This window comes from Janthinobacterium sp. SUN026 (assembly GCF_030397625.1).
Taxonomy (GTDB): Bacteria; Pseudomonadota; Gammaproteobacteria; order Burkholderiales; family Burkholderiaceae_D; genus Janthinobacterium; species Janthinobacterium kumbetense.
This window is the reverse complement of record NZ_JAPQNU010000001.1, coordinates 292884-314640: the sequence shown is the minus strand read 5'-3', so window position 1 is coordinate 314640 and position 21757 is coordinate 292884. Positions and strand designations below refer to the sequence as shown.

The 21757-nt window shown below is 64.5% G+C and carries 16 protein-coding genes; 6 read left to right on the top strand and 10 right to left on the bottom strand.

Annotated elements, in window-relative coordinates:
* The first annotated feature begins 10 nt into the window (after positions 1 to 10).
* The gene (locus tag OX459_RS01495; RefSeq protein ID WP_289903478.1) at positions 11 to 520 is read left to right on the top strand and encodes a cobyrinic acid ac-diamide synthase; all 510 of its coding nucleotides are present in this window, start codon (positions 11 to 13) and stop codon (positions 518 to 520) included.
* Between the two features lie 54 nt (positions 521 to 574).
* On the opposite strand, the gene OX459_RS01490 is transcribed toward OX459_RS01495, so the two are convergent.
* The 7 genes from OX459_RS01490 to kdpF form a co-directional block, all read right to left on the bottom strand.
* Positions 575 to 1324: a TorF family putative porin gene (locus OX459_RS01490; protein ID WP_289903477.1), complete on the bottom strand. Its 750-nt coding sequence runs from the start codon at positions 1322 to 1324 to the stop codon at positions 575 to 577.
* Positions 1325 to 1455: 131 nt separating this feature from the next.
* Positions 1456 to 2154, bottom strand: coding sequence for a two-component system response regulator KdpE (kdpE, locus tag OX459_RS01485; RefSeq protein WP_034746496.1), 699 nt, complete (start codon positions 2152 to 2154; stop codon positions 1456 to 1458).
* Positions 2151 to 4892, bottom strand: a complete 2742-nt coding sequence (locus OX459_RS01480) for a DUF4118 domain-containing protein (protein ID WP_289903476.1) — start codon at positions 4890 to 4892, stop codon at positions 2151 to 2153. The genes kdpE and OX459_RS01480 overlap by 4 nt, the downstream gene beginning before the upstream one ends.
* 58 nt (positions 4893 to 4950) lie before the next feature.
* Positions 4951 to 5526, bottom strand: a complete 576-nt coding sequence (gene kdpC / locus OX459_RS01475; RefSeq protein ID WP_289903475.1) for a potassium-transporting ATPase subunit KdpC — start codon at positions 5524 to 5526, stop codon at positions 4951 to 4953.
* A gap of 10 nt (positions 5527 to 5536) precedes the next feature.
* The gene (gene kdpB, locus OX459_RS01470) at positions 5537 to 7615 is read right to left on the bottom strand and encodes a potassium-transporting ATPase subunit KdpB (protein ID WP_251350246.1); all 2079 of its coding nucleotides are present in this window, start codon (positions 7613 to 7615) and stop codon (positions 5537 to 5539) included.
* Positions 7616 to 7624: 9 nt separating this feature from the next.
* Positions 7625 to 9430, bottom strand: a complete 1806-nt coding sequence (gene kdpA / locus OX459_RS01465; RefSeq protein WP_289903473.1) for a potassium-transporting ATPase subunit KdpA — start codon at positions 9428 to 9430, stop codon at positions 7625 to 7627.
* Positions 9430 to 9519 (bottom strand): K(+)-transporting ATPase subunit F, encoded by a 90-nt coding sequence (gene kdpF / locus OX459_RS01460; protein ID WP_034746483.1) that lies wholly within the window; start codon positions 9517 to 9519, stop codon positions 9430 to 9432. The genes kdpA and kdpF overlap by 1 nt, the downstream gene beginning before the upstream one ends.
* A gap of 463 nt (positions 9520 to 9982) precedes the next feature.
* Between kdpF and OX459_RS01455 the strand changes: the two genes are divergently transcribed.
* The 5 genes from OX459_RS01455 (at position 9983) to OX459_RS01435 (ending at position 18286) form a co-directional block, all read left to right on the top strand.
* The gene (locus tag OX459_RS01455) at positions 9983 to 11980 is read left to right on the top strand and encodes a DNA topoisomerase IV subunit B (protein ID WP_289903472.1); all 1998 of its coding nucleotides are present in this window, start codon (positions 9983 to 9985) and stop codon (positions 11978 to 11980) included.
* Positions 11980 to 13689 carry a molecular chaperone HscC gene (locus tag OX459_RS01450; protein ID WP_289903470.1) on the top strand — a complete coding sequence of 570 codons (1710 nt, stop codon included), beginning with the start codon at positions 11980 to 11982 and terminating at the stop codon, positions 13687 to 13689. The genes OX459_RS01455 and OX459_RS01450 overlap by 1 nt, the downstream gene beginning before the upstream one ends.
* Positions 13690 to 13701: 12 nt before the next feature.
* Positions 13702 to 15495: a J domain-containing protein gene (locus tag OX459_RS01445; RefSeq protein ID WP_289903469.1), complete on the top strand. Its 1794-nt coding sequence runs from the start codon at positions 13702 to 13704 to the stop codon at positions 15493 to 15495.
* A gap of 48 nt (positions 15496 to 15543) precedes the next feature.
* Positions 15544 to 17898 carry a DNA topoisomerase IV subunit A gene (gene parC, locus OX459_RS01440; protein ID WP_289903468.1) on the top strand — a complete coding sequence of 785 codons (2355 nt, stop codon included), beginning with the start codon at positions 15544 to 15546 and terminating at the stop codon, positions 17896 to 17898.
* 199 nt (positions 17899 to 18097) lie between these two features.
* Positions 18098 to 18286 carry a LuxR C-terminal-related transcriptional regulator gene (locus OX459_RS01435; RefSeq protein ID WP_289903467.1) on the top strand — a complete coding sequence of 63 codons (189 nt, stop codon included), beginning with the start codon at positions 18098 to 18100 and terminating at the stop codon, positions 18284 to 18286.
* Here the strand turns inward: OX459_RS01435 and OX459_RS01430 are convergent.
* The 3 genes from OX459_RS01430 to OX459_RS01420 all read right to left on the bottom strand — a co-directional run bounded on the left by OX459_RS01430 (position 18283) and on the right by OX459_RS01420 (position 21610).
* Positions 18283 to 18621 (bottom strand): hypothetical protein, encoded by a 339-nt coding sequence (locus OX459_RS01430; RefSeq protein ID WP_289903465.1) that lies wholly within the window; start codon positions 18619 to 18621, stop codon positions 18283 to 18285. The genes OX459_RS01435 and OX459_RS01430 overlap by 4 nt on opposite strands.
* A gap of 35 nt (positions 18622 to 18656) precedes the next feature.
* Positions 18657 to 20966 (bottom strand): M43 family zinc metalloprotease, encoded by a 2310-nt coding sequence (locus OX459_RS01425; RefSeq protein ID WP_289903463.1) that lies wholly within the window; start codon positions 20964 to 20966, stop codon positions 18657 to 18659.
* Positions 20967 to 21133: 167 nt separating this feature from the next.
* A complete protein-coding gene (locus OX459_RS01420; RefSeq protein WP_289903462.1) occupies positions 21134 to 21610 on the bottom strand; it encodes a hypothetical protein in 477 nt (158 codons plus the stop codon).
* Between the last annotated feature and the right edge of the window lie 147 nt (positions 21611 to 21757).

Sequence of the window (21757 nt, the reverse complement as noted above, 5' to 3'; positions counted from 1 at the left end):
ACGCGGGGGGATGGAGAAATCCATCCTGGCCGGACGGCTGGCCGCCTCGCGCGCGCTGGCCGGACGCAAGGTATTGCTGCTCGATGCCGATCCGCGCCAGGGCGCCATGGCGCAAGCCAGGAACCTGCACGACGGCGCCATGCACGGCAGCCTGACGCGGCCGCGCCTGATGGCGCGCGCCATCAGCGCCAAGGGCTTGCAGCCGGAGCTCGAGCACCTGGTGCACTGCTACCACGACATCGTCATCGACAGCGAAGGCCGCGACTCCATGGGCAGCCGTTCGGCCCTGATCGCCGCGCGCGTGCTGGTGGTGCCGCTCGACGGTGTCATCGATGGCGCCGCGCAGGCGGGCCTGGCGCGCCGCATCGCGCACGCGCGCAGCGTCAATCCGGGCTTGCGCGTCTTGCTGGCAACGGACGCGCAAGCGGCGCCCACCCATGCGCTGGCCGCGCAGATCCCGTCCGCCCGCGTGGTGGGGCTGGGGCAGCTGTACTGCGCCGTTTTCAACCTGCCAGCGTAAGTACGCAAAAAAGGCGGCGCATGCGCCGCCTCTCCTTTCAGTCAACTCAGTCCATTAAAACGTCTTGCTGACCGTCAGCTGCAGCGCCGTCTTGCCCATGAATTTGCCATTCACGGGCGAGGCATAGGCCGACTTGCCCGCGTTCGTGCCGATCACGGCCAGCGCGCCCGTCACCACGCCGAAGTCGCGCGTGACGCCCACCTTCCAATCCGTGTAGCTCGACGCGTCATTGTTCCTGACCTTCTGGTGGCCCGCGTGCAGGTTGCCGGTCCAGCCGTTCGTCAGGTCGATAGTCGCGCCAATATCCAGATAGCCGCTGTTCTTGCTGTTGACGATGCCGAACAGGTTGGAGACGGCGTGCGAAAATTTGACGTAAACGGGACCATACGACAGCTGACCGTAGACTTCCTGCGTGTCCGCATCGGCCAGGCCGGCGACGTGCTTCAAGCCGTTATCCGCGTACACGTAAGCGAGCACGCCCACGTCATAGCCGACATCACCGGTCAGCTGGCCGCGCTTGCCCGCATACAGGTCCACTTCCACGTCGCCGCTGCCGCCCGCGTCCTTGGTCCACTTGATGGTGGAAGCCCATACGCCCGCATACAGGCCCGTCGGGTTGTTGACGTAATCGACGCCGCCCTGCAGCGCCGGTTTCAAACGCGTCTGCGAAATGCCGCGGTAGCGATAGTCGGACACGCCGGCCACATTGAAACTGACTTCATTGTCGGGCTTGGCCTCTTCCGCGTGGGCCAGGCTGCCTGTAAAGGCGGTGGCGACGGCAAGTGCAAGTAGCATTTTATTCATGGTTTTTTCTTCTTCATGGGTGGTATGGGCCTTTGCCAACATGGCGCAGCTGGCCCGCCGCTGCAAAAAAATGGGTAAAGCGCCCCCCTGGCGCGCGCGGCGCCTGTTTTCAAACAGGGGGTTGACAGGTGTTAGAGCGGCAGCAGCAGCCGGTAGCCGACGGCCGTTTCCGTCAGCAGGTACTGCGGCTGGGCCGGATCGGCTTCCAGCTTCTGGCGCAGATGGCCCATGTAGATGCGCAGATAGTGGCCGTTTTCGCTGTTCGACGGCCCCCACACTTCGCGCAGCAGCTGCGGATTGGTGACCACCCTGCCGGCATTCTTAACGAGTACCGACAGCAGGCGAAATTCCGTCGGCGTCATGTGCACCAGCTGCTTGTTGCGCGTCACCAGGCGGTCCTTCAAATCGACGCGCACGTCGCCAAACTGCACCACGCCATCGTCGCTGGCGGCAGGCTGGCGCTGGCGGCGCAGGGTGGCGCGCACGCGGGCCAGCAGTTCGCCCACGCCAAACGGCTTGGTGAGATAGTCGTCGGCGCCCGCATCGAGCGCGCGGATCTTGTCCTGCTCGTCGACCCGCGCCGACAGCACGATGATGGGCACGGCCGACCATTTGCGGATGTCGGCGATGAAATCGATGCCGTCGCCATCGGGCAGCCCCAGGTCCAGCACGATCAGGTCGGGCCGGCGCGTACCGGCATCGATCAAGCCCCGCTGCATGGTGGCGGATTCGAAAATCTGCCAGCCCTCGTCCTCCAGCGCGGCGCGCACGAAGCGGCGGATTTGCGGTTCATCCTCGACCAGCAGGGCGGTGGCGGAAGGTTCGTTCATGTTGGTTTTCCTGTTTCATGGTCGTTGGCGTCATCGAGCTCGATCTCCGGCGGCGCCGGAGGCGTGCCCAGCGGCAGGCTGAAGACGATGGCAGCGCCCTGTCCCGGCGCGTGCGGCTGCGCATGGATGGTGCCGCCGTGGGCTTCGACGATGGCGCGGCAAATGGCCAGCCCCAGCCCGACGCCCGGCTTGTTCGATTCGCGCTCGCCGCGCGTAAATTTCTCAAAGATGGCTTCCTCGCGGCCGGGCGGCAAGCCCAGGCCATCATCAGCCACCGTCACCTGCAGGAACTGGCCGTGCACCCCGGCCGCGACCGTGATGGTGCTGCCGGGCGGCGTGTACTTGGCCGCGTTTTCCAGCAGGTTGCACAGTACGCGCTCGATCAGCACGGCGTCGTAGCGCACCAGCGGCAAGTCCGGCGCCAGCTGCGTCTGCACAGCATGTTGCTGCAATTGGGGGCCGCTGGCGCGCAGCGCGCTGCCCACCACTTCTTCCAGCGCCTGCCATTGCAGGTTCAGGCGCACTTGCCCGCTTTCGATGCGCGCCATGTCCAGCAAGTTCGCCACCAGGGCGCTCATGCGCACGGTTTCGGATTGCAGCGAGCGCGCCATGTCCAGCTGCGCGGGCGACAAGGCTGGCCGCGATAGGGCCAGCGATTCGGCCAGGCCCACCAGCGACGTCAACGGCGTGCGCAAGTCGTGCGACAGGGCCGCCAGCAGCGAATTGCGCAGCCGCTCGGACTCCATCTGCAGCAGCGCGCCCTGGGCCACGTCGATGTAATGCACGCGTTCGAGGGCGATGGCCGCCAGCGCGGCAAAGGTGTCAAGGTGCTGGCGCTGTTCCGGCACCAGCAGCCAGCGCCCGCGGTGTGCGCCCTCGAGCGGCAGCAGTGCCAGCACGCCCCGTGTGCGCATCGGTGCGATCAGCGGCAGGTAGAAAATGGGCGACGCCGGCAAGGTATCCGTGCCCGTCCCCGCCGCCTGCGCATGGTCGAAGGCCCACTGCGCGATGCCGATATCGAGCGGCTCGCCGCCGTTCGGGGCTTGCAAGCTGCCATCGTCATCAGGTAAAAGCAAGGTGGCGCGCGCGCGGAAAGCCCGTTCGATGGCGCTTTTCGTGATGTCGAAAATCTGTTCCGTCTGCAGCACGCCGGACAGCTCGCGTGAGAATTCGTACAGGGCGCGGGCGCGCGCTTCGCGGTGCGAGGCCACGCGCGCCTGGAAACGCAGGCCTGCCGTCAGGTGGCCCGTGATCAGTCCCACGGCCAGCATCACGCCAAAGGTGATCACATACTGGAAATCGCCCACGGCAAACGAAAAACGCGGCGGCACGAAGACGAAATCGAAGCAAGCCACGCCCACCAGGCTGGCCAGCGCCGCCGGCCCGCGCCCCAGGCGCACGGCCACCAGCACCACCGTCAGCAAGGACAGCATGGCGATATTGGCCAGGTCCAGATAGGGTTGCAGGGGGACCGAGGCGAGGGCCGTGGCCAAGCTGGCGCCGGCAGCCAGGATGTAACGCCAATGGCGCGAGGACCGGCGCGGCGCCTCTGCGTCTTCGCCAGCAGCGCGCCGGGGCGCAGCATCGGCTGGCGGCAAGCCCACTTCGACCAGGTCGATATCGGGCGCCAGGCTGGCCATGCGCGCGGCCGGCGACGCATGCCACAGGCGCGCCAGCGCACCGGTACGGCTACGTCCCACGATGACTTTCGAGATATTCGCGCTGCGTGCATACTCGACCACGGCGCCGGCGATGTCGGCGGACGGATTGACGGCCGTGCGCGCGCCCAGGTCCTGCGCCAATTTCAGGGTTTTCAGGATGCGCTCGCGCTGGCCCGCCGGCAGGCGCTGCAAACGGGGCGTTTCCACGTACAGCGCATGCCATTCCGCATTCAGCTGGCTGGCCAGGCGCGCCGTGCTGCGGATCACGTGTTCGCCCCCCGCGTGCGGCCCCACGCAGGCCAGCAGCGCGGCGCCCGTCTTCCATACGGGATTGATCGATTTTTCGACGCGGTAGGCCTGCACGTCGTCCTGCACCCGGTCCGCCGTGCGGCGCAAGGCCAGTTCGCGCAGGGCGATCAGATTACCCTTGCGGAAAAAATGCTGGGACGCCCGCTCGGCCTGCTGCGGCTGATACACCTTGCCCTGTTTCAGGCGGTGCAGCAGTTCATCGGCGGGGATATCGACCAGCACCACTTCGTCGGCGCGGTCGAACACCGTGTCGGGCAAGGTTTCGGCCACGCGCACGCCCGTGATCCCGCCCACCACGTCGTTCAGGCTTTCCAGGTGCTGCACGTTGACGGTCGACAGCACGTCGATGCCGGCCGCCAGCAATTCCTCGACATCCTGCCAGCGCTTCGGATGGCGCGAACCGGCCACGTTCGAATGGGCCAGTTCATCCATCAGTATCAGCGCCGGCGCGCACCGCAGCGCTTCGTCCAAGTCGAACTCGAACAAGGTCTTGCCCCGGTATTCGATGGCCTTCAGGGGCAGCACGGGCAAGCCATCAAGCTGGGCCGCCGTATCCTGGCGCCCATGCGTCTCCACCACGCCCACCAGCAAGTCCTGGCCATCGGCCAGCAATTTGCGGGCGGCGGCCAGCATCGCATAGGTCTTGCCGACGCCGGCCGAGGCGCCAAAGTAAATGCGCAGCCGGCCGCGCGCGGCTTTCTTTTCCTGCGCCTGCACTTGCGCCAGCAGGGCATCAGGGTCGGGGCGTTGGCTGTCGTTGGGGAGCATGGGCATCTTTTAATGTCAAAACCAGGGGCAAAACCGGCGGCTCTGCCCCTGCATCATCTTACTTCGCGGCCGCATCCAGCGCCAGATTCAGTTCCAGCACATTGACCCGCGGTTCGCCGAAAAAGCCGATATACGCGGTTTTCTGCACCTTGGCGATGGCGTTTTCCACCTGCGCCAGCGGCACGGCGCGCACGCGGGCCACGCGCGGCGCCTGGTACAAGGCGCCCGCCAGGCTGATTTCCGGATCCAGGCCACTGCTCGACGCCGTCACCAGGTCGACAGGGATCGGGTTGCGATTGCCCGGATCGGCTGCCTGCAGGGCAGCGATGCGCGCCTTGACGGCGTCCACCAGGGCCGGGTTGCTCGGCCCCTGGTTGGAGCCGCCCGAACCGGCGCCGTTGTTCGCCATCGGCGCGGTGGCCGATGGCCGGCCCCAGAAATACTTGGGCGAGGTGAAGGACTGGCCGATCAGCATCGAGCCGACAGGCTTGCCACCGCGCTCGACGATGCTGCCGTTGACTTCATCGTTGAAAGCGAGCTGCCCGATACCGGCCGTGGCAAACGGATAGACGACGCCGCAGATCACGGTCAGCGCGGCAAACAGGACCAGGGCGGGACGTACGATAGTGCTCATGATGGTTCCTTTAGACTAAATTGAGTGCGGACAGCAGCATGTCGATCAGCTTGATGCCGATGAAGGGCAGGACGATGCCGCCCAAGCCGTAGATCAGCAGGTTGCGGCGCAACAGGCTGGCCGCACCGATGGCCCGGTACTGCACGCCTTTCAGCGCCAATGGAATCAGCACGACGATGATCAAGGCATTGAAGATCACGGCCGACATGATGGCCGACGCAGGGCTGGCCAGGTGCATGATGTCCAGCGCCTTCAATTGCGGATAGGTGCCCACGAAGGCGGCCGGGATGATGGCAAAGTACTTGGCGATGTCGTTCGAAATCGAGAACGTCGTCAGCGAACCGCGCGTCATCAGCATCTGCTTGCCGATTTCGACGATTTCCAGCAGCTTGGTCGGGTTCGAGTCCAGGTCGACCATATTGCCCGCCTCCTTAGCCGCCTGCGTGCCTGAATTCATGGCCACGGCCACGTCGGCCTGCGCCAGCGCCGGTGCGTCGTTGGTGCCGTCGCCCGTCATCGCAACGAGGCGGCCTTCGGACTGGTAGCTGCGGATGAGTTTCAGCTTGTCTTCCGGCGTCGCCTCGGCGAGGAAATCGTCCACGCCCGCTTCGGCGGCAATCGCCGCCGCCGTCAGCTTGTTGTCACCCGTGATCATGACGGTCTTGATGCCCATGCGGCGCAGTTCCGCGAAACGCTCCTTGATGCCGCCCTTGACGATATCCTTCAATTCCACGGCGCCCATGACGCGTCCATCGTCGACCACCACCAGCGGCGTGCTGCCGCGGCGCGCGATGTCGTCGACGGCGCGCCCCACCTCCGCCGGATACGGCTGGCCCAGCGCTTCAACATATTTTTTCATAGAATCGGCCGCGCCCTTGCGCAGCTGGCGCACCTGCTGTTCACCAGGAATGTCCACGCCGCTCATGCGCGTTTGGGCCGTGAACGGTACGAAGGTGGCGTGCAGGCTGGCCATCTCGCGTTCGCGGATATTGAACTTCTGCTTGGCCAGCACGACGATGCTGCGCCCTTCCGGCGTTTCATCGGCCAGGGAGGCCAGTTGCGCCGCATCGGCCAGCTGCTGCTCCGTTACGCCGGGTGCTGGTACAAAACTCGACGCCTGGCGATTGCCCAGGGTGATGGTGCCCGTTTTATCCAGCAGCAGCACGTCCACGTCGCCGGCGGCTTCCACGGCGCGGCCCGACGTGGCGATCACATTGGCCTGCATCATGCGGCTCATGCCGGCCACGCCGATGGCGGACAACAGACCGCCGATGGTGGTCGGGATCAGGCACACCAGCAACGCGATCAGCACGGTGATGGTCACCGGCGTGCCACTGCCGGCCGCCGCCACGGAAAACAGCGAATACGGCAGCAGGGTCACGGTGACGATCAGGAAGACGATCGACAGGGCGACGAGCAAAATCGTCAGGGCGATCTCATTCGGCGTTTTCTGGCGCTTGGCGCCTTCGACCATGGCGATCATGCGGTCGATGAAGGCTTCGCCCGGATTGACGGAAACGCGCACCAGCAGCCAGTCCGACAGCACGCGGGTGCCGCCCGTCACGGCGGAAAAATCGCCGCCCGACTCGCGGATGACGGGCGCCGATTCGCCCGTGATGGCGCTCTCGTCGACGGAGGCCACGCCGGCCGTCACTTCGCCGTCTGCGGGAATGACGTCGCCCGCCTCGACCAGCACCGTCATGCCCTTGCGCAGGTCAGTGGCCGGCGTGGGCAGCCAGGAAGTGCCGTATTTCGGCGTCTGCATTTTCTTTGCCATCACCGTTTGCTTGAGGGCGCGCAGGGACGCCGCCTGCGCCTTGCTGCGGCCTTCGGCCAGCGCTTCGGCGAAGTTCGCGAACAGCACGGTAAACCACAGCCACACGGCGACGGCGACGATGAAGCCGAATGGCGCTTCACCCTGGCCGTTCAGGGCCTGGATGGCCAGCAGGGTCGTGATGATGCTGCCCACGTAGACGACGAACATCACGGGGCTGCGCCACTGCGTGCGGGGGTCGAGTTTTTTGAACGCATCGACGACGGCGGGGCCGATCAGTGCGGAATCGAACAAAGTCAGGCTTGTGCGTGACATGGTAGCCTCTTATTTGATGAAAAGTTGCAGGTGTTCGACGATCGGGCCCAGGGCCAGCGCGGGAACGTAATTCAATACGCCGACCAGCACGACAACGCCGATCAGCAAGCCGATGAACATGGGGCCGTGCGTGGGCATGGTGCCGGCATTGGCCGACAGGCGCTGCTTGGCCGCCAGCGAACCGGCCACCGCCAGCACGGGCACGATCACGCCGAAGCGGCCGAACCACATGGCAATCGCCAGCATCACGTTGTAGAACGGCGTGTTGGCGGACAGGCCAGCAAACGCGCTGCCGTTGTTGTTGGCCGCCGACGTGAAGGCGTAGAGGATTTCCGAGAAGCCGTGCGCGCCCGGATTGGCCACGCCCACCGTACCCGGTTCGACCATCACGGCGATCGCCGTGCCCGTCAATACGAGGGCTGGCGTAATCAGGATGGCCAGCGACACCATCTTCATTTCATACGCCTGGATTTTCTTGCCCAGGTATTCGGGCGTGCGGCCTATCATCAGGCCGGCGATGAAGACGGCCAGGATGGCGAACATCAGCATGCCGTACAGGCCCGTGCCCACGCCGCCGAAGATCACTTCGCCGAACTGCATCAGCAGCAGCGGCACCATGCCGCCCAGGGGCATGTAGGAGTCGTGCATGGAATTGACGGCGCCGCACGAAGCGGCCGTCGTCACCGCCGCGAACAGGGTCGATGAGCTGATGCCGAAGCGCGTTTCCTTGCCCTCCATATTGCCACCCGACTGCAAGCTGCTGGCCTGCTGGTCCACGCCCAGCGCCTGCAGGGCAGGATTGGCTTGCTGCTCGGCGCTCATCACGCCGGCCGTCATGACGACAAAGATCAGGGTCATCGCGGCCAGCACGGCCCAGCCCTGGCGCATGTCGCCCACCATGCGGCCGAACGTGAAACACAGGCCGGCGGGAATGATGAAGATGGCCAGCATCTGCAGGAAGTTCGACAGCACGGTGGGATTTTCGTACGGGTGCGAGGAATTGGCATTGAAGAAGCCGCCGCCGTTCGTACCCAGCAGCTTGATCGATTCCTGCGACGCGACGGGCCCCATGGCGATCGTCTGCGTGGTCGCCACTTGCGCTTCCATCACGGGCTTGCCGGCCGCATCCAGCACGGGCTGGCCATCGGCCGTCACTTTCGGCGTTTCATACGCCACGTGGTCGAGCAAAGTTACTTCCTTGTAGGCGGAAAAATTCTGGATCATGCCTTCGCCCATGAAGACGACGGACAGGGCCAGGGACAGCGGCAGCAGGATGTACAGGGTCGAGCGCACCAGGTCGACCCAGAAGTTACCGATCGATTTGCCTGAGCGCGAGGCGAAGCCGCGCACCAGCGCGAAGATCACGGCGATGCCGGTGGCCGCCGAAAAGAAGTTCTGGCATGCCATACCCAGCATCTGTGTCAGGTAGCTCATGGTCTGTTCACCGCCGTAGCCCTGCCAGTTGGTATTAGCGACGAAGCTGACGGTGGTATTGAACGAGGAATCGGGGCTGACGGCGCCGAGACCCTGGGGATTCAAGGGCAAGAAGCCCTGCAGGCGCTGCAGGCCGTAGACGAAGACGGCGCCCACGGTATTGAAGACGATCAGGGCGATGGCATAGCTTTTCCAGCCCATGGCCTTGTCGGCGGGCAGGCCGGACCAGCGGTACAGCAGATTTTCCAGCTTTTGCAGCCAGCCCAGGCCGCGCACGGGGCCATCGCCGGCCACCCTGGCCATATACAGGCCCAGCGGATAGCCCGCGGCCAGCAGAACGGCCAGGAAAGCCACCAATAACAGTATCGATTGCGTCGTCATCACAGTTCCTCCGCCTTCAGCAGCGCCACCAGCAGGTACACGAGCAGGCCAGCCGACACGACGGCGCCCAGCACATAAAACGCGTTCATTTGACGCTCCCTAATTTGTCGCAGGCGACGGCAAAGCCGGCCGCCAGGACGAAAAACACGGCAATCAAGCCGAGATACACGAGATCCATTCCCACCCTCATTCAGGTTTGTTTTGATAGTGAGCAGATTAGCCAAAAGGGTCTAAAAAATTCGTAAAGACTGGGGAGGCAGCTGTAAACAAGATGTAAAAACGGGCGCTTTACCGCATAAAATCCTTCACAATGGGCGCCAAACCACGCGCGCGGCGCACTGTTGTTGCCTTGGAGTAGCGCTATTGCTCGCGGGACAAGATAGAATGCGCGAGCGTCCGCACAAGGACGCCAAGCCTGCCGCACTGCCCTCCCTCAGTGACGCTGGACGGGATATACTGTATATTCATACAGTTATCGCCGCCGCTGTCACTGCGCCACGCAGTGCCCTGGCCTGGCGTTCCAACCACTGTCTTTACTTAGCTTGAACACGTATGGCCACTAAAAAACCAGCATCCGACTACAGCGAATCATCCATCCGTGTCCTGAAAGGACTGGAACCCGTCAAGCAGCGCCCGGGGATGTACACCCGCACTGAAAATCCGCTGCACATCATTCAGGAAGTGATCGACAATGCCTCCGACGAGGCGCTGGGCGGTCATTGCACGCATATCGCCGTGACGCAAAACACGGATGGCAGCATCACCGTCGAAGACAATGGCCGCGGCATTCCCGTCGGCCTGCACCCGGAAGAAGGCGTGCCGACGGTGGAAATCGTGTTTACGCGGCTGCACGCAGGCGGCAAGTTCGACAAGGGTTCGGGCGGCGCCTATGCGTTCTCGGGCGGCCTGCATGGCGTCGGCGTGTCCGTCACCAATGCGCTGTCGACGCGCCTGGAAATCACCGTCTGGCGCAAGGAAAGCGACGGCAACGGCTTGCACCACATGGTGTTTGCCAACGGCGACGTGATCGAGCCCCTGAGCTCCCGCCCCGCACCGCGCGACGGCAAGAAGTCGGGTACACGCGTCACCGCCTGGCCCGATGCCAAATACTTTGATTCGCCGAACATCTCGCAAACCGAGCTGCAACGCCTGCTGCGCTCGAAAGCCGTGCTGCTGCCGGGCGTCACCGTCACCCTCACCAACGCGAAAACGGGCGATACGCAAACCTGGCAGTACGCGGAAGGCTTGCGCGGCTACCTGACCGAAACGCTGGCACAGGTCTCGAATGGCGAAACCCTGATTCCCCTGTTCGAAGGCGCGCAGTATGCGGGCCCGGACTCGGAAGGCTTTGCCGAGGGCGAAGGCGCGGCCTGGGTCGTGGCGTGGACGGAAGAAGGCGCCATCGTGCGCGAATCGTATGTCAACCTGATTCCCACCTCGAATGGCGGCACGCACGAATCGGGCTTGCGCGACGGCCTGTTCGGCGCCGTCAAAAACTTCGTCGAAATGCACTCGCTGCTGCCGAAAGGCGTCAAATTGCTGCCGGAAGACGTGTTCGCGCGCGCTTCCTTCGTGCTGTCGGCCAAGGTGCTGGACCCGCAATTCCAGGGCCAGATCAAGGAACGCCTGAACTCGCGCGACGCCGTGCGCCTCGTGTCGACCTTCACCAAGCCGCCGCTGGAACTGTGGCTGAACCAGCACGTCGACTACGGCAAGAAGCTGGCCGAATTGGTGATCAAGCAGGCGCAATCGCGCCAGCGCTCGCTGCAAAAAGTGGAAAAGAAAAAATCCTCGGGCGTCGCCGTCCTGCCGGGCAAGCTGACCGACTGCGAATCGTCGGACATCACGCGCAATGAACTGTTCCTCGTCGAGGGCGACTCGGCGGGCGGCTCGGCCAAGATGGGCCGCGACAAGGAATTCCAGGCGATCCTGCCCCTGCGCGGCAAGGTGTTGAATTCGTGGGAAACGGACCGCGACCGCCTGTTCGCGAATAACGAGATCCACGACATCGCGGTGGCCATCGGCGTCGATCCGCACAGCGTGGGCGACTCGCCCGACCTGTCCGGCCTGCGCTACGGCAAGATCTGTATCCTGTCCGATGCAGACGTGGACGGCTCGCACATCCAGGTACTGCTGCTGACGCTCTTCTTCAAGCACTTCCCGGCGCTGATCAACAAGGGCCACATCTGCATCGCCCGCCCGCCGTTGTATCGCGTGGATGCGCCCGCGCGCGGCAAGAAACCGATGCAGAAGATCTATGCGCTCGACGACGGCGAACTGCTCGCCATCGAGGACAAGCTGCGCAAGGAAGGCGTGAAACAGGGCGCCTGGTCGATCTCGCGCTTCAAGGGCCTGGGCGAGATGAACGCCGAGCAGCTGTGGGAAACGACGATGAACCCGGACACGCGCCGCCTGCTGCCCGTCAAGCTCGGTGAAGTCGACCACATGGCCTCGGCCTCCCGCTTCAATATGTTGATGGGCAAAGGCGAAGCAGCTGGACGCCGCGCCTGGATCGAAGAACACGGCAATGAAGCGGAGGCGGATATCTGATGATCATCGGCATCGACCTGGGCACCACCAACAGCCTGGTCGCCATCTGGCGCGACGGCAAGGCTTCCATCATCCCGAATGCGCTCGGTGAACACCTGACGCCGTCGTGCGTGAGCATCGATGACGACGGCACCGTGCTGGTGGGCCGCGCCGCGCGCGAGCGCCTGCAGACGCACCCGCAGCTGACGGCGGCCGTCTTCAAGCGCTACATGGGCAGCGAAAAGAAGATCACCCTCGGCACGCAGCAATTCCGTCCGGAAGAGCTGTCGTCGATGGTGCTGCGCGCGCTGAAGGAAGATGCCGAAGCCTTCCTGGGCCACAAGGTCGAGGAAGCCATCATCACCGTGCCCGCGTATTTCAGCGATGCGCAGCGCAAGGCCACGCGCATCGCCGGCCAACTGGCGGGCTTGCGCGTGGAGCGCCTGCTGAACGAGCCGACGGCCGCCGCGCTGGCTTACGGTATCCGCGACAAGGAGCAGGAAAGCAAATTCCTCGTCTTCGACCTGGGCGGCGGCACGTTTGACGTGTCGATCCTGGAGCTGTTCGAAGGCGTGATGGAAGTGCGCGCCTCGGCCGGCGATAATTTTTTAGGGGGCGAAGACTTCGTCACCGTGCTGGTCGACGCCTTCCTGGAAGGCAGCGGCTTGCGCGACGCGGCCGGCAGCCGCCTGTTCGATCCGCGCCAGCAGCAACTGCTGCGCGATGAAGCCGAGCGCGTCAAGCGCCTGCTGTCGGACCAGCCGTCCGTGCGCATGGCCACGCGCTACCAGGAGAAGGAATACAGCTGGGAGATCAGCGAAGACAAACTGGCGCAGCTATGCGAACCGCTGCTGGCGCGCTTGCGCCTGCCCGTGGAGCGGGCGCTGCGCGACGCCACCATCCGCGCCGCGGAATTGAATGAAGTGGTGCTGGCCGGCGGCGCCACGCGCATGCCGCTGGTGCGTAAACTCGTCTCGCGTATGTTCGGCCGCTTCCCCGCCATCCACCTGGACCCGGACGAAGCCGTGGCACTGGGAGCCGCCGTGCAGGCAGGCCTCAAGATGCGCGACTCTGCCCTCGATGAAGTGGTGATGACGGACGTGGCGCCGTACTCGCTGGGCATTTCGATTTCGCGCCAGGTCGGCGCGAACCAGTATGAAGGCGGGCATTACCTGCCCATCATCGAGCGCAATTCCGTGGTGCCTGTCTCGCGCACGGAAAACATCACCACCATCTACGACAACCAGAAAGAAATCAACGTGGCGATCTTCCAGGGCGAGTCGCGCCTGGTGGCCGACAACGTCTTCCTCGGCAAGATCAGCTTCCCGATTCCCGCGAAAAAGGCGGGCGAGATCGGCATCGACGTGCGCTTCACCTATGACGTCAGCGGCGTGCTGGAAGCGGAAGTGACGGTGCTGGCCACGCAGGAAAAGCACAAGATGGTCATCAGCGACAATGCGGGCGTGATGACGCCGGAACAGATCGAGCAGCGCTTTGCGGAACTAGCCGACCTGAAGATCCACCCCCGCGAGCAGATGGAAAACCGCACCCTGGTCACGCGCGCCGACCGATTGTACGAACAGTCGCTGGGCGACGTGCGCCAGTACCTGGCGGCGCACACGGCCAATTTCCAGGCGGCGCTGGAAACGCAGGACCCGAACACCATCCGCAAGGCGCGCCAGGCGCTCGACGAGGTGTTGCGCCAGGTCGAGAGCGAGAGCTTCCTGTAAATGGACGGCGGCATGCACAACGGGCAGCGCAGCCTGTGGGATATCCTGGACACGGAGCCGACGGGCGACGAGCGCGCCCTCAAGCGCGCGTATGCGAAGCGCCTGAAGGTGACGCGTCCCGAAGACGATCCGGCCGCCTTCCAGGAGCTGCGCGAGGCGTATGAATACGCGCTGCGCCATGCGCACCTGTTTGCCGAGGAATTTCCGGAACCGCAAGCGGCCGAAGCGGCAGCAGCGGAAGCGCCAGAAGCGCCGCCCATGGAACCGGCAGACCTGTGGGGCGTCATCGACGAGGCGGTGCAGGAAGCGCCTGCGGAACTGTGGGGCATCATCGCCCAGGAACAGCCCCCTCCCCCGGAACAATGGGGCATGGTCGCCATCGACCCGGCGCAGGAAGCGGCTAATCTGTGGCAAGGCTGCCTGGAGCTGACGCGGCATGCGGATGCCGGCGACGTGCTGGCCGGCATGCTGCAGGACGACGCCATGCTGAACCTCGACGTGCGCGAGGAATTCGACCTGTGCGCGCTGCGCTATTGCGCCAGCGCCGGCTATGACCTGGCGCTGCGCCAGGCCCTGTTCGAGCAGCTGGGCTGGGACCGCGACTTTTCCTACCTGGCGCGCAGCCATGCGGACCTGGTGCGCGGCGCCGTGCAGCGCTACCGGGCAGACCGCTCGTTCGCCCATTTCAGCGACAACCGCGACAGCTACCCCGGCCTGGACTGCATCATGTCGCAGCAGCCGCCAAGCGCCTACGCGCGCCAGCTGTTCGACCAAAAATTCACGCTGCAGCTGCGCGAACTGCTGCACGCGATACGCTGGCAGCACAGCGAGATGCTGGCCTGCAAGCTCGATACAGACCTGTTCGAGCAGTGGGAACACGCCGTCCATGCCAAACGCTACTTCAAACAGACGGCGCTGGCCTCGGGCGGCCTGGGTTTCGTGCTGCACTTCATGCTCGCGGGTGTGCTCGATGCGGCCGGCTTCAAGCTCGGCGACACGGCTGCCTATGCCAGCCTGCTGGGCTTCCAGGCGCTCGCCTTTTCCCTGCTGGCCATGCATGCCTTGCGCTGGCCGGCGCCCCTGTTCGCGCGCCTGGAAACGCTGCAGGAACGTCTGCCCGTGCTGTGGCAGCGGCCCGGCTTGCGGCAACTGGGCTGGATCGTGCCCTATCTGCTGCTGGCGCTAATGCTGTTCCTGCCCGAACGCAGCGAGACCATGCGCCTCGTTACTGCGGCCGGCCTGTGCGCGTCGGCCCTGCTCGCGTATGCGATGAACCGCCAACTGCTGCATGGCATGCTGCTGTTCCTGTGCCTGGGCCTGTCGCTATTCGCGGCCATGTTCATGAGCGGCAAAGGTCCGGCGGCGCTGGCCATCGGCGATGCCATGCCATTGATGTTTTGCCTGGCGGCGCTGGCCCTGCGTAGCGCCACCGGCCTATATGGCGATTGCGGCTGGCCAGAGGCGCTCTTGCCCCGCCTGCGCGCGGCATGGCTGATCGGCTGCGCGGGCTTGCTGCTGCAACTGTACTTGCAACTGCTGCCGGCCGCCTTCGTCGGCGCCGCGCTGTATGTCTGGTCGTGTGCCGGCTTGCTGTTTTCCCCCAGCGATTTCAAATGGAAGACGATCTGGCCGGTGGTGCTGGTGCCGTCCATCGCCACTTTCGTGCTGGCCAACCTGGCCCCGGCGATGGGGGCGCGCCCCATCATGCATCACAGCGTCGAAGTAGCCCTGGCCGTGCTGTATCTCACCCTGCGCTATATGTATCAGACTTACCGGCTGTCGTCAGCCAAACCCGGGCTGTCATAATCTGCCCCACGAATTCAACCGCAACCACTTCACACCGAAACAAGCGCCATGTCCACACAAACCAATTTATTTGACGATGCCCAGCCTGAGCCGATCGAGCCGGATGAACCGGTATTCGACGGCGAAGCGCTGACCCTCTCCACTTTCGCCGAGCGCGCCTATCTCGATTACGCCATCTCCGTCGTCAAGGGCCGCGCCCTGCCCGACGTGTGCGACGGCCAGAAACCCGTGCAGCGCCGCATCCTGTATGCGATGAATGAGCTGGGCTTGAACTCCACCGCGAAGCCGCGCAAATCGGCGGCCGTGGTCGGCGACGTGCTGGGTAAATTGCATCCGCACGGCGACCAGTCCGTGTACGACGCGCTGGTGCGCATGGCGCAGGATTTCTCGCTGCGCTACCCGCTGATCGATGGCCAGGGCAACTTCGGCTCGCGCGATGGCGACGGCGCCGCGGCCATGCGTTACACGGAAGCGCGCCTGACGCCGATCGCCAAGCTGCTGATGGATGAAATCGGCATGGGCACGGTGGACTTCCAGCCCAACTACGACGGCTCGACGGAAGAACCGAAGCTGCTGCCGGCGCGCCTGCCGATGGTGCTGCTCAACGGCGCCTCCGGCATCGCCGTGGGCTTGGCGACGGAAATCCCGTCGCACAACCTGGCGGAAGTGGCGAAGGCAGCTGTCGCCATGATCCGCGATCCGAAGATGACGCACGCCGAGCTGATGGCCATCATTCCTGGCCCGGACTTCCCCGGCGGCGGCCAGATCATCACGCCGCCCTCGCAAATCCAAGACATGTACGCGAGCGGCCGTGGCAGCATGAAGGTGCGCGCGCGCTGGAAGATCGAAGAGCTGGCGCGCGGCCAGTGGCAAGCCGTCGTGACGGAACTGCCGCCCGGTACCTCGTCGCAAAAGGTGCTGGAAGAAATCGAAGAACTGACTAATCCGAAGATCAAGCTGGGCAAGAAGGCGCTGTCGCCGGACCAGGTGGCCCTGAAGGCGCTGATCCTCAATTCGCTCGACACCATCCGCGACGAATCGGGCCGCGCCGCGCCCGTGCGCCTGGTATTGGAGCCGAAGTCGAAGAACCAGGACCAGACGGAATTCATGCTGATGCTGCTGGCGCACACCTCGCTGGAGTCGTCGACCTCGATCAACTTGGTGATGATCGGCGGCGATGGCCGTCCGCGCCAGAAAGGGCTGGGCGACATCCTGCGCGAATGGATCGACTTCCGCTTCGAGACCGTTACGCGCCGCACCGGCTACAAACTGGGCAAGGTCAAGGACCGCATCCATATCCTGGAAGGGCGCGAAGCGATCCTGCTCAATATCGACAAGGTGATCCAGATCATCCGCAATTCGGATGAGCCGAAGGCGGCCCTGATCGAGGCGTTCAAACTGTCCGAACGTCAGGCTGACGATATCCTGGAAATCCGCTTGCGCCAACTGGCGCGCCTGGAAACGATCAAGATCCAGCAGGAACTGGCCGAGCTGCGCAAGGAAGAAAAGTCCTTGCAAGACCTGCTCGACAACCCGGGCTCGATGAAGCGCGCCGTCATCCGCGAGATCGAAGCGGACGCCAAGCAGTTCGGCGACGCGCGCCGCACCCTGATCGAGGAAGCACAGAAAGCCGTGGCGGAACAGAAGGTGGTCGATGAACCGGTCACCGTCATCATTTCGGAAAAAGGCTGGGTGCGCGCGCGCACCGGCATCGGCCACGATGCGGCGCAATTCACGTTCAAGGCGGGCGACAGCCTGCATGGCGCGTTCGAGTGCCGCACGGTCGACACCCTGCTGGGCTTTGGCAACAACGGCAAGATTTACTCGGTTCCCGTCTCGGCGCTACCCAACGCACGCGGCGACGGCGTGCCGATCACGACCCTGTGTGACCTGAGCGGCGGCACGCCCGGCAACGCCGTGCGCATCCTCCATTACTTTGCGGGCAATGGCGCCACGAATTTGCTGCTGGCGTCGAGCGCCGGCTACGGCTTCATCGCCAAGGCCGGCGACATGACGAGCCGCCTGAAAGGCGGCAAGGCCTTCATCACCCTGGACGACGGCGACGTGCCTCTGGCGCCCAAAGTCATTCCCGAGGCGGCCAGCGCCCTGGCCTGCCTGACGGAAGGCGCGCGCCTGCTGGTGTTCGGCCTCGATGAAATGAAAACCCTGTCCAAAGGCGGCACGGGCGTCAAGCTGATCGACCTCGATGCCAAGGACAAGCTGCTGGCCGTGCAGCCGATCACCCAGCGCGGCGTGGTGGTCTCGGGCATCGGCCGGGCCTCGAAGCCGCAGGATGCGTCGCTGGGCGCCACGGCCCTGGCCGAGCATTTCGGCAAGCGCGCGAAGAAGGGCAAGGCGCTGGCGGCCAAGCTGAAACCGGTCTCCATGGCGGCCATCGGCTGATCGCCACCCGGCCATACGAAAAGACAGGTTCGCCTGTCTTTTTTTTCGCCCATCGCCCGTAGCGGCCGCAGGGAAAATAGTCGTACAGATAATTTTACAGATACGTCCCGCGTTCCCGTTATCCCTGCAGGCATGCCCCCGGCATGCCGCACACGGACAGGAGAACAAGGATGACAAACAACGTTTCAGGCAGGATTCCATGCAGCGCCTGACCCCGGCCGAACGGCTGGTGGCGGCGCTGGCGGCCGAAGGCTTGCCGTATAAAAGCATCGCCAGGGAACTGGGCAAGTCGCCAGCCACCGTACGCAACCAGTTGCATGCGATTTACCAGAAGCTGGGCGTGGGCAACCGCACGGCGCTCGCGTACAAGCTGCGCGGCACGCCTTAACGCCGCGACAGGCGCAGCACCTCGGGCGTCGCTTCAACGATGTCGATCACCTCCTGCGCCCCGCTAGCATCACCCACGGCATAGCGGCCCATGCCCAGGGGATGCAGCCGGGTCACGGGGCCGGCGCGGGGCCGGTCATCGGGGCCGGGCGTCATGGACGTCAAGGCCGCCTCCCCTTGTGCCATGGCGCCGGCGGGCGCGCCGAACTCGAGCACCTTGCGCCCCTTGCGGCTGGGAGGAAAGGCGAACGTGGCCGTGGGCCGGTACACCTCGACACCGTCTGCATCCTCCTCGAAGGAATGCGTCCAGCTACCGCTGGGCAAAGCCATCGTCATGCCGTGCATGCCGCCTCCTGTTGAACAAATTGTCATCAGAAACACGATACCACGCCGCCCAGGTTTTCATAGCCGCTCACCGAGGGCGACCAGGCCGACCCGTTCCACGCCTTGTGGAACAGGGCGCCATTCGTGCCCGTGACGAATACGTCGAGGCGGTTCGGCGCCCAGGCCGTAGCGCGCGGACGCGAAGTGCAGATACCGCCCAGGTTTTCAAATCCCGTCAGCGACGGACTCCAGGCGCTGCCGTTCCATGCCTTGTGGTACAGGGCGCTGTCCGTGCCGATGACGAAGACATCGAGCCGGTTCGGCGCCCACGACACGGCTTCCACCTCGCCCATGCAAATGCCGCCCAGTCGTTCAAAACCATCGTTGGAAGGCCCCCATTTCGCGCCATCCCACCACTTGTGGTACAGCGCGCCATCGGTACCCGTGACGAACACGTCGAGGCGGTTCGGTCCCCACGCCACCGCCTTCGGCGACGAGGTGCAGATGCCGCCCAGGCGCTCATAGCCCGTCGGCGACGGTCCCCAGGCCGTGCCGTTCCACCACTTGTGGTACAGGGCCCGATCCGTGCCGATGACGAAGACATCGAGGCGGTTCGGCCCCCACGCCACGGCTTCCGGCTGGCCCAGACAGATGCCGCCCATGGCTTCGTAACCGGTCAGCGATGGCCCCCAGGCGGCGCCATTCCACCATTTGTGATACAGGCCCCGGTCCGTGCCGACGACAAACACGTCGAGGCGGTTCGGCCCCCAGGCCACGGCGCGCGGGTCGCCCACGCACAAGCCGCCCATGGCTTCATAGCCGGTCAGGGACGGTCCCCAGGCCGTGCCGTTCCACCATTTGTGGAACAAACCGCTGTCGGTGCCCGTGACGAACACGTCGAGCCGGTTCGGCGCCCACGACACCACCTGCGGCGCACTGGTACAGATGCCTCCCTGCCCTTCATAGCCGGTGACGGACGGCGCCCAGGCCGAGCCATTCCAGGCCTTGTGGTACAGCGCGTGGTCCGTGCCCAGCACGAAGACGTCGAGGCGGTTCGCCCCCCAGGCCACGACGGGAGAAGAACTCTGGCGCGGCGTGGCGCCTGCCCCCGTGCCTCCTGTGCCGATACTGGCGCGCGGCCCATCGAGACAGGCCTGCATGCGCGCCACCTGGCCCGTCGTAAACATGAACATGGCGGGATCATCGACATAATCCATGTAGTTCATGAACATGTCGCCATTCGGCCCGTTGCTGCAGGAAACGTGGGGGAACGAAGGCTGGCCCGTGTTCGGCCCGCCCTGGTTCGGCGTATCGGCTACGTTGTCCGTGCCCGAGCACCCGGTGCCGTCGTCGCCCCAGATATGGTTCAGGTTCAGCCAGTGGCCGATTTCATGCGTGGCCGTGCGCCCCAGGTGGAACGGCGGCGCGGCCGTGCCGATCGTGCCGAAGGCCGATTGCAGGATCACCACGCCGTCGGTGGCCGCCGGGCCGCCGGGGAACTGAGCGTAGCCCAGCAAGCCGCCACCCAGCTGGCACACCCAGATATTCAGGTAGCTGTCGGCCGGCCAGGCATCCATGCCGCCCGTCGCCTGCGACTTGACGGCATCGTCCGCGCCAAACGAGGCGACCGTTGTCTGGCGCCGCTCGATGCCGCTGGTGGCCGCGCCATGCGGATCGGTCGTGGCCAGCGCAAACTCGACGCGCGCATCGGCCGTCAGCGGCAAAAATGGCGCCGGCGTGCTGTTCACATCCGGGTTGACGTGCCGGAAGTCGCGATTGAGGACATCGATCTGGCTGGCGATCTGGGCATCCGAAATATTCTGCGCGGCCGTATTCCACACCACGTGCACCACCACCGGTATCTGCGTCACGCCGGAACGTCCGGCAATGCTGCTGTCGCCCTCGTATAGTCCGGCCAGGTTTTCGATATCGGCGCGCACGTTCGCATAGGATGGGTCTTCGGTCAGCAGGCGGCGATGCACATCCATCGTGGCGCAGGTGCGCGTCTGCGGCGTACCGCCACCCTGCCCCCCGTCACCGCCGTTGCCACCGCCACCATCGCCGCCCATGCCGCCACCACCGATCTGCATGCAGCTGGTGCCCGCCATGCCTTGCGGCGCCTGTTGCATGCCGCCGCCCGGCATAGCGCCGGCATCCGCGGCGGCGGCGCCCTGAATGAGCGCCGCCTGGGCCGCGTACGACACACCGAGGCGCGGCCCCGGCATGGCGTCGCCGCCCGCCGCATCAGCATCGGCCTGCATGTCGCCCTCGACCGGCATCGCCTGCATGGAAGACATGGCGGACATGCCTTCAGCCGAACCGGTGGCCGGTGTTTTTTTCGTTTTAGCGGTGCTCATGATGTCTCCCTTCGTCTGTTTGCCAGATCACTATGGCACGGCGAAAAGAGGAGCATTTGCGCCAGATCAAGACTGGCAAGCGGCGCCAAGGAAAAGTGGCGGACGAAAAAAAAAAGACAGCCGAAGCTGTCTTTGGGGTTTGCAGGCCGAGGCCCGCAAACGGTGGATTACTTGGCGGCGGCGGCCTTGACTTCAGCGTCGGCCTTGGCCTTCACTTCTTCCGTCTTGGTGGCGGCGATGGCTTTGTCGGCGTTCGCTTCCACTTTTTCCTTGGCGACCTTGGCATCCGCTTTCACGGCGGTTTTACCCGCTTTCGCATCGGCCTTGGCGGCAGCCTTGTCAGCCTTGGCTTGCGCCTTCATCTTGTCTTCCGGATCGGCATCGGTCACTTTATCGTGGGCCTTGGCCTTGGTTTTGTTCGCCTTGTGCTGGGCGTCGGCTTTCTTTTCGTCGGCCTTCATTTCTGCCTTGACGACATTCGCGTCAGCCTTGGCATCGACTTTGGCTTCCTTGTTGGCAGCCTTGTTGATGTCATGCTGCGCAGACGCCTGGGCGCTGGCAACGGCTGGGGTCACTGGCGACGTTTGCGCGATGGCAGCGGTAGCAAACAGGGTGGCGATCAGAGCGGCGAGTAATTTGTTCATGATGAGACCTTTCAATATGGTTTAATTTTATTCTTACTAAAGGCGGGCAAAATGTTCAAAATTTGCCAGGCATCGCGCTGTTTCTTGATGTAGCGCAATGGCATGACTTCATAGTAAAGATAACGGGCAAACCACACAGTGCGTTAG

What these genes read in the sequence shown, in the direction of transcription:
- OX459_RS01495 (WP_289903478.1), top strand. Translation starts at nt 11, where the DNA reads ATGGAGAAATCCATCCTGGCCGGACGGCTGGCCGCCTCGCGCGCGCTG.
- OX459_RS01490 (WP_289903477.1), bottom strand. Translation starts at nt 1,324, where the DNA reads ATGAATAAAATGCTACTTGCACTTGCCGTCGCCACCGCCTTTACAGGC.
- kdpE (WP_034746496.1), bottom strand. Translation starts at nt 2,154, where the DNA reads ATGAACGAACCTTCCGCCACCGCCCTGCTGGTCGAGGATGAACCGCAA.
- OX459_RS01480 (WP_289903476.1), bottom strand. Translation starts at nt 4,892, where the DNA reads ATGCTCCCCAACGACAGCCAACGCCCCGACCCTGATGCCCTGCTGGCG.
- kdpC (WP_289903475.1), bottom strand. Translation starts at nt 5,526, where the DNA reads ATGAGCACTATCGTACGTCCCGCCCTGGTCCTGTTTGCCGCGCTGACC.
- kdpB (WP_251350246.1), bottom strand. Translation starts at nt 7,615, where the DNA reads ATGTCACGCACAAGCCTGACTTTGTTCGATTCCGCACTGATCGGCCCC.
- kdpA (WP_289903473.1), bottom strand. Translation starts at nt 9,430, where the DNA reads ATGACGACGCAATCGATACTGTTATTGGTGGCTTTCCTGGCCGTTCTG.
- kdpF (WP_034746483.1), bottom strand. Translation starts at nt 9,519, where the DNA reads ATGAACGCGTTTTATGTGCTGGGCGCCGTCGTGTCGGCTGGCCTGCTC.
- OX459_RS01455 (WP_289903472.1), top strand. Translation starts at nt 9,983, where the DNA reads ATGGCCACTAAAAAACCAGCATCCGACTACAGCGAATCATCCATCCGT.
- OX459_RS01450 (WP_289903470.1), top strand. Translation starts at nt 11,980, where the DNA reads ATGATCATCGGCATCGACCTGGGCACCACCAACAGCCTGGTCGCCATC.
- OX459_RS01445 (WP_289903469.1), top strand. Translation starts at nt 13,702, where the DNA reads ATGCACAACGGGCAGCGCAGCCTGTGGGATATCCTGGACACGGAGCCG.
- parC (WP_289903468.1), top strand. Translation starts at nt 15,544, where the DNA reads ATGTCCACACAAACCAATTTATTTGACGATGCCCAGCCTGAGCCGATC.
- OX459_RS01435 (WP_289903467.1), top strand. Translation starts at nt 18,098, where the DNA reads ATGCAGCGCCTGACCCCGGCCGAACGGCTGGTGGCGGCGCTGGCGGCC.
- OX459_RS01430 (WP_289903465.1), bottom strand. Translation starts at nt 18,621, where the DNA reads ATGACGATGGCTTTGCCCAGCGGTAGCTGGACGCATTCCTTCGAGGAG.
- OX459_RS01425 (WP_289903463.1), bottom strand. Translation starts at nt 20,966, where the DNA reads ATGAGCACCGCTAAAACGAAAAAAACACCGGCCACCGGTTCGGCTGAA.
- OX459_RS01420 (WP_289903462.1), bottom strand. Translation starts at nt 21,610, where the DNA reads ATGAACAAATTACTCGCCGCTCTGATCGCCACCCTGTTTGCTACCGCT.